The sequence below is a fragment of the Sphingobium sp. ba1 genome (genome assembly GCF_000743655.1).
GTDB lineage: Bacteria > Pseudomonadota > Alphaproteobacteria > Sphingomonadales > Sphingomonadaceae > Sphingobium.
This window is the reverse complement of sequence record NZ_JPPQ01000069.1, coordinates 761,163-774,705: the sequence shown is the minus strand read 5'-3', so window position 1 is coordinate 774,705 and position 13,543 is coordinate 761,163. Positions and strand designations below refer to the sequence as shown.

13 protein-coding genes are annotated in these 13,543 nt (G+C 61.4%); 10 read left to right on the top strand and 3 right to left on the bottom strand.

What is annotated here, in order from left to right:
- Positions 1–2 precede the first annotated feature (2 nt).
- A protein-coding gene (locus IL54_RS23645; RefSeq protein WP_197716492.1) for an IS3 family transposase occupies positions 3–1,234 on the bottom strand; the annotation gives its coding sequence in 2 pieces (ribosomal slippage) (positions 3–898 and positions 898–1,234; 1,233 coding nt in all).
- Positions 1,235–1,844: 610 nt separating this feature from the next.
- Between IL54_RS23645 and IL54_RS06700 the strand changes: the two genes are divergently transcribed.
- Genes IL54_RS06700 through IL54_RS06680 form a run of 5 tightly spaced genes read left to right on the top strand, consistent with a single transcriptional unit; the run spans position 1,845 to position 8,146 of the window.
- Complete coding sequence (locus IL54_RS06700) at positions 1,845–5,219, top strand: response regulator (protein WP_037474222.1); 3,375 nt, start codon at positions 1,845–1,847, stop codon at positions 5,217–5,219.
- Positions 5,204–6,043 (top strand): CheR family methyltransferase, encoded by an 840-nt coding sequence (locus IL54_RS06695; RefSeq protein WP_037474220.1) that lies wholly within the window; start codon positions 5,204–5,206, stop codon positions 6,041–6,043. Before IL54_RS06700 ends, IL54_RS06695 begins: the two co-directional genes overlap by 16 nt.
- Positions 6,040–6,600, top strand: a complete 561-nt coding sequence (locus tag IL54_RS06690; RefSeq protein WP_037474218.1) for a chemotaxis protein CheB — start codon at positions 6,040–6,042, stop codon at positions 6,598–6,600. The genes IL54_RS06695 and IL54_RS06690 overlap by 4 nt, the downstream gene beginning before the upstream one ends.
- Positions 6,600–7,739 carry a hybrid sensor histidine kinase/response regulator gene (locus IL54_RS06685; protein WP_037474216.1) on the top strand — a complete coding sequence of 380 codons (1,140 nt, stop codon included), beginning with the start codon at positions 6,600–6,602 and terminating at the stop codon, positions 7,737–7,739. The genes IL54_RS06690 and IL54_RS06685 overlap by 1 nt, the downstream gene beginning before the upstream one ends.
- The gene (locus tag IL54_RS06680) at positions 7,736–8,146 is read left to right on the top strand and encodes a hypothetical protein (RefSeq protein ID WP_037474214.1); all 411 of its coding nucleotides are present in this window, start codon (positions 7,736–7,738) and stop codon (positions 8,144–8,146) included. Before IL54_RS06685 ends, IL54_RS06680 begins: the two co-directional genes overlap by 4 nt.
- A 220-nt stretch (positions 8,147–8,366) precedes the next feature.
- On the opposite strand, the gene IL54_RS25310 is transcribed toward IL54_RS06680, so the two are convergent.
- Complete coding sequence (locus IL54_RS25310) at positions 8,367–8,912, bottom strand: hypothetical protein (protein WP_237748804.1); 546 nt, start codon at positions 8,910–8,912, stop codon at positions 8,367–8,369.
- Entirely contained in the window at positions 8,912–9,103 is a 192-nt protein-coding gene (locus tag IL54_RS24005) for a hypothetical protein (protein ID WP_156106149.1), read from the bottom strand. Before IL54_RS24005 ends, IL54_RS25310 begins: the two co-directional genes overlap by 1 nt.
- A gap of 157 nt (positions 9,104–9,260) precedes the next feature.
- Here IL54_RS24005 and IL54_RS06670 point away from each other — a divergent pair, with 157 nt between their 5' ends.
- The 5 genes from IL54_RS06670 (at position 9,261) to IL54_RS06650 (ending at position 13,528) form a co-directional block, all read left to right on the top strand.
- A complete protein-coding gene (locus IL54_RS06670; RefSeq protein ID WP_081912813.1) occupies positions 9,261–10,319 on the top strand; it encodes a sensor histidine kinase in 1,059 nt (352 codons plus the stop codon).
- The gene (locus IL54_RS06665) at positions 10,312–11,016 is read left to right on the top strand and encodes a LytR/AlgR family response regulator transcription factor (RefSeq protein WP_037474206.1); all 705 of its coding nucleotides are present in this window, start codon (positions 10,312–10,314) and stop codon (positions 11,014–11,016) included. Before IL54_RS06670 ends, IL54_RS06665 begins: the two co-directional genes overlap by 8 nt.
- Before the next feature lie 93 nt (positions 11,017–11,109).
- Positions 11,110–12,399 (top strand): amidohydrolase family protein, encoded by a 1,290-nt coding sequence (locus IL54_RS06660; RefSeq protein WP_156106147.1) that lies wholly within the window; start codon positions 11,110–11,112, stop codon positions 12,397–12,399.
- A gap of 167 nt (positions 12,400–12,566) precedes the next feature.
- The gene (locus IL54_RS06655) at positions 12,567–12,935 is read left to right on the top strand and encodes a PadR family transcriptional regulator (protein ID WP_037474200.1); all 369 of its coding nucleotides are present in this window, start codon (positions 12,567–12,569) and stop codon (positions 12,933–12,935) included.
- Positions 12,932–13,528, top strand: a complete 597-nt coding sequence (locus IL54_RS06650; protein ID WP_037474197.1) for a hypothetical protein — start codon at positions 12,932–12,934, stop codon at positions 13,526–13,528. Before IL54_RS06655 ends, IL54_RS06650 begins: the two co-directional genes overlap by 4 nt.
- Positions 13,529–13,543: the final 15 nt, after the last annotated feature.

The following is a 13,543-nucleotide window of genomic DNA, read 5'->3' as shown; positions in this document are numbered from 1 at the left end:
GGCTAAAGGCCGGACAGTTCCTCACGGGTTGAACGTTCGATAAACTCTCTTGGCGATCTGTAGCCGAGAGCGCGATGCGGATGCACGCGATTATAGTGGTCGAGCCATTTTGGCAGCTGGTCGATGACGGCCTGTGCGTTGGGTCGCGGGCTGACGCGGGCGTAGTCTCGTTTGAGGGTCCGGACGAAAGCCTCGGCCATTCCGTTGCTCTGCGGACTTTCGACCGGCGTGGTGCGTGGTGCCAGGCCGATGTCGCGCGCGAAGCGCCTTGTATCTTGGGCAGTGTAGCAGCTGCCGTTATCAGTCAGCCATTCGATGGTGTGGGGCAGCTTGTTCACCTGGCCGAAGCGATGCTCGACGGTGGCAACCATGAGGTCGCGCACGTCCTCGGCGGTGATGCCGCCGGTAGTGGCTACATATCCCATCGCCTCCCGGTCGCAGCAGTCGAGGGCGAAGGCGACGCGGACCTTCTCGCCATTGTCGCAGCCGATCTCGAGGCCGTCCGAACACCAGCGTGTATTGCGGGTGACGACGGCGATCTTGCCGTCATGCCGGCGTTCCTCGCGGCGTCCGGCGTGGCGCTGGAGCAGTAAGCCATGCAGCTTCATGACGCGGTAGACGCGCTTTGGATTGGGCGCTGCGCGTCCGTTTTTTTCCGCCTCGCGGCGCAGCAGGGCATGCACGCGCCGATAGCCATAGGTTGGCAGGTCGGCGATCAGCCTGCGGATATCGGCGGCGAGTTCGGCGTCGGGCAAGGGCGGACGCCCGCGACGCCGTCGTTCTGCTGGTCGTTGCATTGCGGAGAGATGCGGTCGTGACATGCCGACGGCATTTGCAACCGCGCTCACCGTCCACCCTCGGGCCACGAGGTCGAGCGCAACAGCTGTTTTTTTGGGCCTGCGGCCCGGGAGACAGCCTCGCGCAGCAGTTCGTTCTCCATCGTCTTCTTGCCGAGCAGGCGCTGCAGTTCGCGGACTTGCGCCTCAAGCGCGCGGTAGTCGGATGCGGCCACAACTTCCTCGCCGGCCGCAGCGGCTGTGAGTGCGCCCTGAGTCATCAGCCGTCGCCAGGTGAATAGCTGGTTGCCCGCGATGCCATGGCGGCGGGCGACCAGCGACACCGAGTTCCCCGGCAAATAGGTCTCCTCAACGATGCGAATCTTCTCCTCGGGCGTCCAGCGCCGACGGCGCTGCACCGAGGTAATGACCTCTACGCGGTCATATGTTCCAGTCATACGGTCAGGCATATGCATCACACTTCCATAAGTGTGAGGGCCTGTCAGGCGATTTTGGGGGCTACTTCATGCACAGCACTTCATCCATCATCGACAGTCCAACTCGGCTTTGCGGTTGTCAGTGCCGATGCAGGTACCGCGGGTGCCACCATCCTTGTTCGCAGTGAATTGCTGGAAAGCCGCCGCCCGATCTGCGGTGCACCGAGCACTTTGGTCCATAGCCATTATTTTCGTCGCATCGCAGGCCTACCCCCGCCCGGCCCCGAGGTGAAACGGGCGGCCACTGGCCGCCGCTTTCCATGCAGAGCCGGTGAATGTGACCAAACTTAAGTACAAGTCATCAAACTCAAGCTCGTCAAACGTCAGATGCATGGCCGCGGAAAGATCGACATCCTCCATGCAAGGATGATCGGGGCACCATGACCGCTCGCGTCATCAAATATGCGTCGGGGCCCGTTTGCACGCCGATCCAGACATCAGGAGTTGCGGTCTTGTGCATCATCGCCACTCTTGGCAAAGCAGGGTGGCCCCAAGGTTTGCAAGAAGAGACAGAGTGAAAAAAGCGAGCGTTACGTCGCATGCACATAGCGTTGCCAGCAGATGGGCGGTCGTGGGGCTGGTTGTCGGGATCGCCTTTTTTGTGATTAGTGCAGCCGTGGCCTATCTGAACATCGAGAATGTGCGCGCCAGCGAGCGTGAAATCCGGCGCACGCACGGCGTTCTCACCACGCTCGACGATGTGCTGTCTGCCATGCTCGATGCCGAGACCGGGCAGCGCGGATATCTGCTGACGGGGCGGGACGTCTATCTTGAACCTTATGCCGAGGGGATCGCACGTGCCGATGACGAATTGCGCAAGCTCGATGGCCTGACACACGCCAATCCCGTTCAGAAGGAAACCTTCGCCGCGCTGGAAAACAGGGTCATGGCCAGAATGCGGATCATGACCGATGTTATCAAGTTGCGTCGGGTCGGCGGTGTCGAGGCTGCAATAGCCGCGTTGAACACTGATCGCGGCAAGAATGTCATGGACGATATTCGCGAACAGATCGCGCGCATGACGCGTGAGGAGCAGCGGATTCGCCAAACCCGGCTCGTCGAGATGGCAGCCGCCTCGCAGGCGGCGATTGTCAGTTCCGTCATCGCCAGCCTTAGCGGCATCGGGCTGACGATCGCCATTTTCATCCTGTTCATGCGCAACACGCGCAGCCGCGAGCGCCAGCAGTGGCTTCAGGCCGCGCAGGCTGATCTGGGCAAAGCAATGATGGGCGACAAGACCATTTCGGAGCTTGCCGCTTCCATCCTGTCCTTCCTGCACGAGCGGACCGGCTGTCCAGCGGGCGCGCTGTTCAAGGGGGAAGGCGGCAGTTTCCGGCGCGCCGGCATGCTAGGCGTGCCCGGTGATGCGGAAATCCCTGACCATTTTGCGCTCAACGAGGGGCTGATGGGGCAGGTTGCGGTCGATGGCCGCATCATGGTCCTGAACGATGTCCCTCCGGGCTACCTTACGGTCGGCTCGTCGCTGGGGCGCTCCGCACCGCAGCATCTGGTCATCGCGCCGGCCAAGTCCGACGATACGGTCAATGCAGTGATCGAGCTCGGCTTTTTCGAGACCGTTGATCCCTTGGTGCTCGAACTGCTCGATGAGGCGTCCGGCGCCATCGGCATTGCGCTGCGCTCAGCCCGGTTTCGCGAACGCCTGCAGGATGCGCTCGAGGAAACCCAGCATCAGGCCAGCGAGCTGCAGGCGCAGTCCGAAGAACTTCGGGTTTCGAACGAGGAGCTCGAAGAGCAGGGGGCCGCACTGCGCGAATCGCAGGCGCGGTTGGAGTTGCAGCAGGTCGAACTCGAGCAGACCAACAGCCAACTGGAAGAACAGGCACAGGCGCTGGAAACCCAGCGCGACGAGCTAGAGCGGGCCAGCGCCACCTTGCAGCTCAAGGCGCGCGAACTGGAACAGGCGAGTCAGTACAAGACCGACTTCCTAGCGAATATGAGCCACGAGCTGCGCACCCCACTCAACTCGCTGCTGATCCTGTCGAAGCTGCTCGGCGACAATGTCGATGGCAATCTGTCGCCCGAGCAGGTGCGTTTTGCACAAACGATCCAGTCTTCGGGCAACGACCTGCTCAACCTGATTAACGACATTCTCGACCTTTCCAAGATCGAGGCGGGGCATATCGAAATCCAGCCGACGGAGGTGCCGGTGGACCGGCTGCTGAACGATCTGCAGAAGGTCTTCCAGCCCATCGCCGACGAGCGGGCGCTGACATTGGCGTTGGAACTCTCCGACGATTGCCCGCGCACACTCCTCACCGATCGCATGCGCCTGGAACAGATTCTCAAGAACCTGATGTCAAATGCACTCAAGTTCACCGAGCGTGGCAGCGTGTGCCTGACGGTAGCGTCGGCGGCCGACAACACCGTGACGCTGACGGTCGCGGATACGGGCATCGGCATTACCCAAGAGCAGAAGGACAGCATTTTTGACGCGTTCCAACAGGCCGACGGCTCGATCAGTCGGCGCTATGGCGGGACGGGTTTGGGCCTGTCGATTTCGCGCGAACTTGCCCGGCTACTTGGCGGCGCGATCACGGTGGAAAGCAAGGTCGGCGCGGGCAGCCGGTTCATGTTGACCATTCCTGCGACGTACGATCCGACCAAGGTTCCCGTGCGCGAACAGGCGCGGGCCGCGTCGCAGGCAGCGGTCGCCAGCCCGCAACCGGCCAAGCGCCGTGCCGCGGCCAATCCTCGCCCTTCCGGGGTTGAGGATGATCGCAACGCACTTGATACCGCCAAGCGGCTGCTGCTGGTGATCGAGGACGATCCCACCTTTGCTTCGATCGTGTGCGATCTGTCGCACGAGCTGGGTTTCCAGTGCATCGTCGCCGGGACTGCGCATGAAGCCATCGATATCGCGCGCGATTACAAGCCCAACGCGATCGTGCTTGATATCGGTCTGCCCGATCAGTCGGGGCTGACCGTGCTTGACCATCTCAAGCATCAGGACGAGACCCGGCACATCCCGATTCATGTGATATCCGGCGCCGACCAGAGCCAGACCGCACTGGCGCTGGGGGCGATCGGCTATCTGGAAAAGCCGGTCCAGCGCGAACGGCTGGCCGAGGTATTGGCCGGGCTGCAGCAGAAGCTCGCATCCTCGATGCGGCGGGTGCTGATCGTCGAGGACAACGAAGTCCAGCGTGATGCCGTATCCGAACTGCTCAAGTCGCAGGATGTTGAAACCGTGGGGGTGGGCACGGTGGCCAGCTGCCTCGAACTGCTGCGGAGCGAGCCGTTCGACTGTATGGTGCTCGATCTGGCGCTGCCCGATGCGTCGGGTTTTTCCCTGCTGGAAGAACTGAGCCAGGACAGAGAACGCGCCTATCCGCCGGTCATCATCTATACCGGGCGCGATTTGACGGGCGAGGAGGAGCAGCGTCTGCGCCGCTATTCTAGCTCGATCATCATCAAGGGTGCAAAGTCGCCCGAACGGTTGCTCGACGAAGTATCGCTCTTCCTTCATCAGGTCGTTGCCGACATGCCGCTCGAGCAGCGTCGGATGCTTGAAAAGGCGCGGCATCGCGATGCCGCGCTGGAGGGTCGACACGTGCTGATCGTCGAAGATGACGTGCGGAACGTATATTCGCTCACCAGTGTTCTGGAACCGCGCGGCGTGATTGCCAAGATCGCGCGCAACGGCCAAGAGGCGCTGGATATGCTGGAGGTAGGCGCCGGCGGGACCGAAAAACCCATCGACCTTGTGCTTATGGATGTGATGATGCCCGTAATGGACGGGCTGACTGCGGTGCGCGCGATACGCAGAAACCCGAAATGGGCCAAGCTGCCGGTCATCATGCTCACTGCCAAGGCGATGCCGGATGACCAGCAGAACTGCCTCGATGCAGGTGCCAACGACTATATGGCCAAGCCCATCGACGTGGATAAGCTGCTGTCGCTGGTGCGGGTATGGATGCCGCGCTAGTGGCCGGCTCGATCGAGGACATCGAGATCCAGCTGCTGCTGGAAGCGCTGTACCAGCATTATCATTATGACTTCAGGCACTATGCCCGCGCGTCAATCAAGCGTCGGCTGATGCAGGCGCGTGTGCAGCTGGGATATGACAGCATCTCCGAAATCCAGGCTGCGGTGCTGCGCGACGCAAATTTGCTGCCTCGCTTGCTCGATTTTCTGACGGTGCAGGTCAGCGAGATGTTCCGCGATCCGTCCTATTTCCGGGCATTGCGCGAGAAGGTCATCCCGCATCTGCGGACCTATCCCTCGCTCAAGGTGTGGGTGGCAGGGTGCAGCAATGGCGAGGAACTCTACTCGCTTGCCATCCTGCTCCATGAGGAAGGGCTAGCCAGGAAGACGCTATTCTATGCCACCGACATCAATCCGTCCGCGCTCAAAACGGCGCAGGCTGGAGTGTATTCGCTCGACCGGATTCGGCTCTTCACTGAAAACCACCAGCAGTCGGGTGGGCGCTCCTCGCTATCGGACTATTACACCGCCAATTACGGGCGCGCAGTGTTCGACAAATCGCTGTGCAGCCAGGTCGTGTTTTCCGATCACAGCCTGGTCACAGATGCGGCGTTTGGCGAGATGCACCTGATCTCCTGTCGCAACGTGCTGATCTATTTCGACCGCGAACTGCAGGACCGCGCGGTCGGGCTGTTTCGCGATTCGCTCGCGCGTCGAGGCTTTCTTGGGCTCGGGTCGAAGGAGAGCCTGCGGTTTTCCTCTCACGCTACTGCCTTTGGCGACTTCGTGCGCGAGGAAAAAATCTATCAGCGGACCGGGCCATGACGCGGGCGATCGTCATTGGTGCATCCGCAGGCGGGGTGCAGGCGCTGTCGTTGATCCTGACCGCGCTGCCGCCGCATTTCGCCTCCCCGATCCTGATTGTCCTTCATGTGCCTCAACGCAATGAAAATCCCCTGGTGGATTTGTTGCGGGCAAGGTGCCTCCTTGATGTCAAGGAAGCTGAGGATAAGGAAACGCTACGCCCAGGAATGGTCTATTTTGCGCCACCGGGCTATCATTTGCTGCTAGAGAAAAACATGTCGATTGCCTTGTCTTCCGATGAACCTGTCAATTATTCGCGCCCTGCGATCGATGTGCTTTTCGAAACGGCCGCCGATGCTCTGGGACAGGATGTGACCGCCATCATCCTCACCGGTGCCAACCATGACGGCGCCCAGGGTCTTCGTGCGATCGGTGCGGCGGGCGGAACGGTGATCGTCCAGGACCCGGCGACCGCTGAAATGCCGACGATGCCGCTGGCCGCGCTGGAGGCCTGCCCGACGGCTCGCTCGCTAAGCATCGACGAGATTGTGCACTATCTTCGGCAAGAGGCGGCGTGATGACGATGACTGATGAAACGGTCCGCATCCTGCTGGTCGATGATCTCGAGGAAAACCTGATCGCGCTCAATGCGCTCCTGCGCCGCGAGGGGCTGAGCTGCGACACCGCGCGCAGCGGCGAGGAGGCGCTCGAGCTGTTGCTGGTCAAGGACTATGCGCTGGCGTTCCTCGACGTCCAGATGCCCGACATGGATGGCTTCGAACTGGCGGAGTTCATGCGCAACAGCGAACGCTCACGGCACATCCCGATCATCTTCGTCACCGCAGGCGCGGGCGACGGCACGCGGCGCTTCAAGGGCTATGAGGCCGGAGCGGTCGACTTCATCCAAAAGCCGATCGAGGCCGATATCCTGCGGTCCAAGGCGCGGGTGTTTCTCGAGCTCTACACCCAGCGCCGGCAGCTGGCAGCACAGCGCGATGAACTCGCCGCATTGACCGAATCGCTCAAACAGGCCGACATCCAGAAGAACCGGTTTCTCGCCGTTCTAGGGCATGAGCTGCGCAACCCTATCATGGCGCTGAACGCCGGGCTGATCATGCTTGAACGAAAGAAAGGGCAACCAGTCGAGGGCGAAATCCGTACCTCTATGAGTCGCTATCTGACGCACATGACACGGCTGGTGGAGGATTTGCTCGATATCGCGCGGATCGAGCAAGGCAAGATATCGCTGCAGCGCGAGCGGGTGGACCTGAACGACATACTGGCGTTTGCGGTCGAAACATCCCGGCCGGCGATCGACGAAGCGGGCCACGCTCTGCACGTCGAGCTTTCGCCCCTGCCCGTGTGGGTGGACGCCGACCATGCCCGCATGGCGCAGATCATCGGCAATCTGGTCAGCAATGCCGCCAAATATACGCCGGCAGCGGGCGAGATCCGGGTGATTGCGCGGGTCGAGGACGGGACAGCCTGGATCGAGGTCAGCGACAATGGCATCGGCATCGCGCCCGATCAGCAGGGCCGGATTTTCGGGATTTTCGAACAGGCCGATGTCAACGGCAAGGTCAAGCAGGATGGCCTCGGGATCGGGCTCGCGCTGGTGAAGCAGCTGGTCGAGCTGCACGGCGGCACCATCCGCCTGAAGCATAGTGCGCCCGGGGAAGGCAGCACGTTCGAGGTGTGCCTTCCCACGGTCGAATGACGCCCGTTTCGGCAGGTATCGTGCCCTGCGGGCGAGCCTGCATCCTGGTTTTCGGGGATCGCGATCGGGGTGGCCGCGCAACTGGTACGCAGCACCTGTTTGAACCCTTCCTCGATCATCGGGTGATGAAAGGGCATTTCGAGCAGCTGCGTTGCGGTCATCTTTTGCTCGATCGCCCAAGCCAGAAGGTGGCCCAGATGCTCGCCCGCCGGGGCAACCAAGTCCGCGCCGATCAGCACATGGTCGAAGACCGCTTTGCCCTTGCTCTTGCCGCTTCAGCGCATGCGTACATCCTGCTCGCAGGGTTCGGGCATGGCATCGACACCCAGGTGCAGATCGATATCGCGTTCGATGATTGCCTTGGCGCCTTGTGGACGCGCGGGCAGCGCAGCTTGGCCATGGTTTAGGATTGGTCGAAGAACGCGACCCTCACACCCAGCCGGGCAAGTGCCTGCGCCAATTCTAGCCCGATTGCGCCCGTTCCACGGTGAGACGCGCGGGCAGCGTCCTCATTTCGAACACGCTCCCGTTGATCATCGCGCTGGCCCAGTGCGGTAAACGCTTGGGGCAATACAGGACGCGCCGAGGTCGCGATGACGATCGCTCCGGGTCGGCGATCCTGGTCTGCTACCGCATCTGCTTTAAAAATCGGAACATGTCGCTGTCGTCCGGTAGTCCTGTCGGGCTGGGCGTATGGGGATCGGGATTCCGTTCGTGATAATATTCGACGATGTGGAAACCGCAGACGTTGACGTAGAAATGGATGTTCCGCTTCTCGAAATACGGCGTAACGGTTTCCCAGCTGCGAGTGTCTGGAAACATCGCCTCGATCGCCGACCATGCTGCCCTGCCGAGCCCCTGTCCGTGGTTCCCGACCGCGATGAACAGAAGGTCGAGGGAATTGGCCTGCGTATTGCGGTTGATCGTCACGACCGCGCCACCGACCCCGCGGGCGTCGTTCAGGATGTGCAGGACGACGGCATTCGGTGCAGCCAGCGCGCGATCCAGATCAGCATCGGACGGGATCGGTCCGTCCGGTAGTTCGCCCATCTCCTCGACCGCTGCGACCGCGAAGGCGGCCTGCAGGTCGCGTTTGAAGGCCGGGAAATCAGTTGGCTCCGTAGGGCGGAGGGTCACATGGTTTCGAGCCATTTTTGTCTCTTGTCCTTTCATCACGATGCGCCGCCGAGTGCCCGATAGAGGAAGGTTGCGCTGGCGAGTTCGGCATGACGCAGCCCAAGCATCCCCTGTCGCAAGGCATAGACGGTGCGCTGGTCGTCGAGAAGTTCGCGCGTCCCGTCACGCCCGCCAGATAGGACAGGTCGGCAAGTGCCAGCCGCCGTTCGGCCTGCTGCACGGCGCAAACCTGTTCGTTGTCTTGCTCATACAGGCTCCACCTTCTCAGGAGTTGGAGCCTCCGGCAAACCCGGCGCGGTTACCATTTTCTCGTCACCTTTCGTTCGTCCGCTTACTTAACGTGCCCTATTGCCGCTCAAGCTTCGTCCCGAGTATCGGCATCATATGAAAATACTGACGAAAGCCGAACGTCGTGTGCCATACATTTGGATCGCCTTTGCTTGGTCATGCGTTGCGCTAGCGTGGGGCCCCGCCGCTGCGCTTGCCGCTGGCGCCAGCCCCAGTCTCCGTGAACTTGCCGTCGCGACCGCGTTTTGCTTCGCCAGCTTCCTGCCTTGGGCTCTGGCAACCCGGAGGTTGTTCCGGCTATGCCATCGGCATCCGTTGGGAGAAGGGCGCGACGCATCGTCGGTCATTGCGTTGTTGCTGACAGGAGTTGCCGTCATCCCTTTACTGACTTTGGTGGTGCCCGCAATCCAAGCTGCCATCGCGTTGATTTCATCGTCGCTGTTTGGGCCGCCGCAGCCGCTGGCCGCGCTAGCGCGGCGGATCATCGTCACGTCCCTATTCGCAGTGCCGACCTATGTTGCGGTGATCGCGGTCGGCCAGACTTTTGTCTGGGCCGGACGGGCGCGCGATCAGGAGGCGCGCTCCGCGCGTGCCGAACTGCGCGCTCTACGAGCCGAGTTGAGCCCGCATTTTTTGATGAATGCGCTGGGATCAATCGCCCAGATGGCGCACCTATCCGCCGATCGCGCGGAGGCAGCTCTGTCCGCGCTGGCCAATGTCCTGCGCAGTGGTCTGACGGCTGAAAACGAGATGTGCATGCTGGCCGACGAACTGGGCGCGGTCGACGAGCATTTGCTGCTCTACCGCCAACTAAACGGAAGGCTCGATTATCGGCGCGCGGTGGGCGACAGTATGTGGCAAAGGCTATTGCCATCACGTATTCTGATCCCACTCGTGGAAAATGCACTGACGCATGGCGAAACGCTGCCGGATGGCACGCGGCAGGTTGACCTGAAAGTTACGGCTGCGCCACACGCGACGCGGATCGAGATCGGAAACCCTGCGCCTGCCGTTGCGCGTGCCTCAAACGGGCTCAACTCAGGACTCGATCATGTGCGGCAGCGGCTGGCGATCCTTTATCAGGACCGGTTTCGAATGACGGTAGCGCGAAACGGTACTTGGTTCAGCGTCGTGCTCGAGTTGCCAGATGCCTGACCTGTCAGTGTTGGTTGTCGAGGACAATGCGCTGGCGCGTGCCGCACTGCTGCGTTTGCTCACGGCGCATTCGGATATCGGTGCGGTCATCGAAGCCGCTAGCCTGGCCGAGGCGCGACAGCAGATTGCCTCGAAAGGGTTAGACCTCGTGTTCCTGGATGTTTGCCTGCCCGACGGGAAGGGAACGCAGTTCGGGAGCGAATTGGCCGAGCGTGCGAAGGCACCAGCGCTGGTATATCTGACCGCAGACCCGGGGGCGGCCGTCGAAGCATTCCGGCAGGGGGCGTTCGACTATCTACTCAAGCCCATCACAGCGCCCGATCTCGCTCGCGCCTTGGGACGCGTGCGTCAGTCACGGCATGGCGGGCCGCCTGCGCCGATTGAGATCCGCGATGGGGCCTCGACGCGTTTTATTGCAACCGAACTGATCGCGGCGGTGGAAAGTGCAGGCCATTATCAGTGCATTCATGCAGGAGGTGAGGTGCATCTGGTGCGTCAGCCCATCGCTTCGTTGCTCGCGCGCCTCGGACCTGGGTTCGTCCGTGTCCACCGCTCGGTCGTCGTGCGCGCCAGCCTGGTCACCGCAATGGAGACAAAGCGTAACGGCGATGGTGAGCTGGAGCTGGCTGGCGGCAAACGGGTTCGGTTCAGCCGATCTTACCGTGGCGACCTCGATGCGGCGCTAGGCGCGCGGTGACCGGTTCACGACGGCTGCGCCCCAGCTCACGTCATAACCGCGGGTAAGGCACGACAGACGGGCTAGCGGTGGCGAACCGTTTGAGGAGCTATCATGATCCGCTTTGCCGTCCCTTGCCTTGCCCTTTTGTTTGCATCCACGCCCTTGACTGCCGGTTCAAGCGAAATCACAGGAGCGCCGCGCGTAGCCGTTGCTTCACCAAAAACGGTTCTTGCACTTGAGGGCGGACGTTGGTTCGACGGCGATGGTTTTGTAGAGGACACTTGGTATAGCGTTGACGGGCTGATGACCCGCAAACGTCCAACACAAATTGATGTGCGGATCGATCTCAAGGGGCGTTATGTGCTTCCGCCTCTGGCCGATGCACATAATCACAATCTCCAGAACGCATGGTCCGCAGCCACTTTCGCCGACGATTATTTGCGACGCGGCATCTTCTATTCGGCGCAATTGGCTGCGAACGCCGATGAGATTTCCGGACATCGAGGTTTGCTCGGTGGCCCGGGACGCGTGGATGTCCTATGGGCGGAGGCGACGCTGTCGAGTTCGGACGGGCACCCTCTGGGCCTCGCGCTGGCGGGTGCCAGGCAGGCCGGAATGCCGGAGAAGCCCGAGGATTTCATCGACAAGGCATTCTGGGCGATCGACACCCACACCGACCTTGCGACGAAATGGCCGAAGATCGCAGAAAGCCAGCCCAAGCTGATCAAAGTTATAGTCGTTGACGATGCGCATGCAGCAGCGCAGCGCAAAGACCCGTCAAGCTATGGCCAGCGTGGCATGAGCGCAGCTTTGCTTCCAGAGGTTGTCAAACGGGCGCACGCGATCGGCGCGCGCGTCGCGGCGCACGTCGACAGTGCCGACGACATCGCCCGCGTCGTCGCTGCGGGCGTCGATATCGTCGCACATCTCAATACCCGTATCCCCAGCGGCCTAAGCGCAGCCGACCTCAGGCTGTCCAACGAAACGATCGCCGATATGAAGCGGCGCGGGACCGTGGTGATCCCGACCGTCGCAGTGACGCGCTACTACCTCAAGGCTCATCCCGAAGATCGCGTCGCGCTTATGGCTGTCATCGGTGACAATCTTGCCCGCCTGAAAGCGGCGGGCGTTCCGATGCTGACTGGTAGCGATCTGTTCGACGGATCAGTGGTCGATGAGATCGAAGCGATGAACGCGACGAAGGTATTTGGTACTGGCGAATTACTGCGACTCGCTACCAAGATCACGCCACAGGCAATGTTTCCCGAGCGGCGCATCGGTATATTCGCAGAAGGTGCCGAAACCAGCCTTGTCGCTTACGATGCCGATCCGACACATGATCTAGCCGTGCTTCGGGCACCAAGACTAGCTATCAAACAGGGAGAAATTCTCGCCCGCTGAAATACGGCAGGCTCGCAGAGGGAGGCGCGCATGGGGCGAGCGCTGTCAAAGGAATGGGGATCGAGCCGCCGGCTAATCGTGCGAACGGCTCGCCTTAAACTGCGACGCGCGATCGGCTGAAAACAGTAACCCTTGCAATGCAAGTATCATGGTTATACAAGGTATCCATGACACAGACATCGACTTGGCTGGATGATTCGGTGGCGCGCTGGGAAACCCAGTTGCGCAAGGGCGTGCTCGAACTCGTCATCCTGTTGTCGCTGCGCGAGAGAGAGAAATATGGTTTCGAACTGATTTCCGGGATCGCCAATCGATCCTCGCTCGAGTTATCGGAAGGCACGATCTACCCGCTTCTTCTGCGGCTCGCGAAAGAGGATTTGATCCAGTCGCGCCTGGCGCAGGGGGATGGCGGTGCGCCGCGGAAATATTACTCGGTTACGCCGCATGGCCGCCAGATGCTTGCCGCAATGACCGCCGGCTGGGCTAAACTGGTCGCCTCGGTAGAGGCGCTGGCCACATCGGAGACCAATCAATGATGCCTGCGTTCGCCCCTGTCTTTACCCATAACGAGACTCTCGTGCTCTGGAACGCCTATTTCGCTGAGGTCGATCGGCTGGTCGGGCTGATCGGGCCCGGCGCGGCGGAGCTGGCGGACGATCTTCGCGCGCATTTGGCGGACAGCTTCGCCAGCGAGGAAGGCCCGGGCGGCGAGGCTGAGCGTTTGCAGCGCGCAATAGACCGGCTCGGTCGGCCGGCGGACTTCCTCCGCCCGATGCTCGCCGACGAGCTAATCGACCGCGGCACGGCCAGCGGTTCCATACCATTGATTTCGCGCGGGCTCTATCACGCAATCCGGTCCGGCTCGGGCCGTGCGCTGCGCGCCGCACTTTTTGCGTTCGGCTATGTGCTGCTAGGCATCTTCGCCGTCATGACTGTACTCAAGCCGTTTTTTGGCAACCACATAGGGCTGATCCGTGGGGCAGACGGCTCGCTCACTTTCGGCATGGTGTCGCAAGATGGGGGTCAGGAATTGCTCGGCTTATGGTCGGTGCCGCTGACGCTCGCGCTCTGTGCGCTGCTTTATGCAATCCTCACGCGGATGCTGCGCCGTACGGTTCGCACGGTGTAAAAATTTACTTCAATA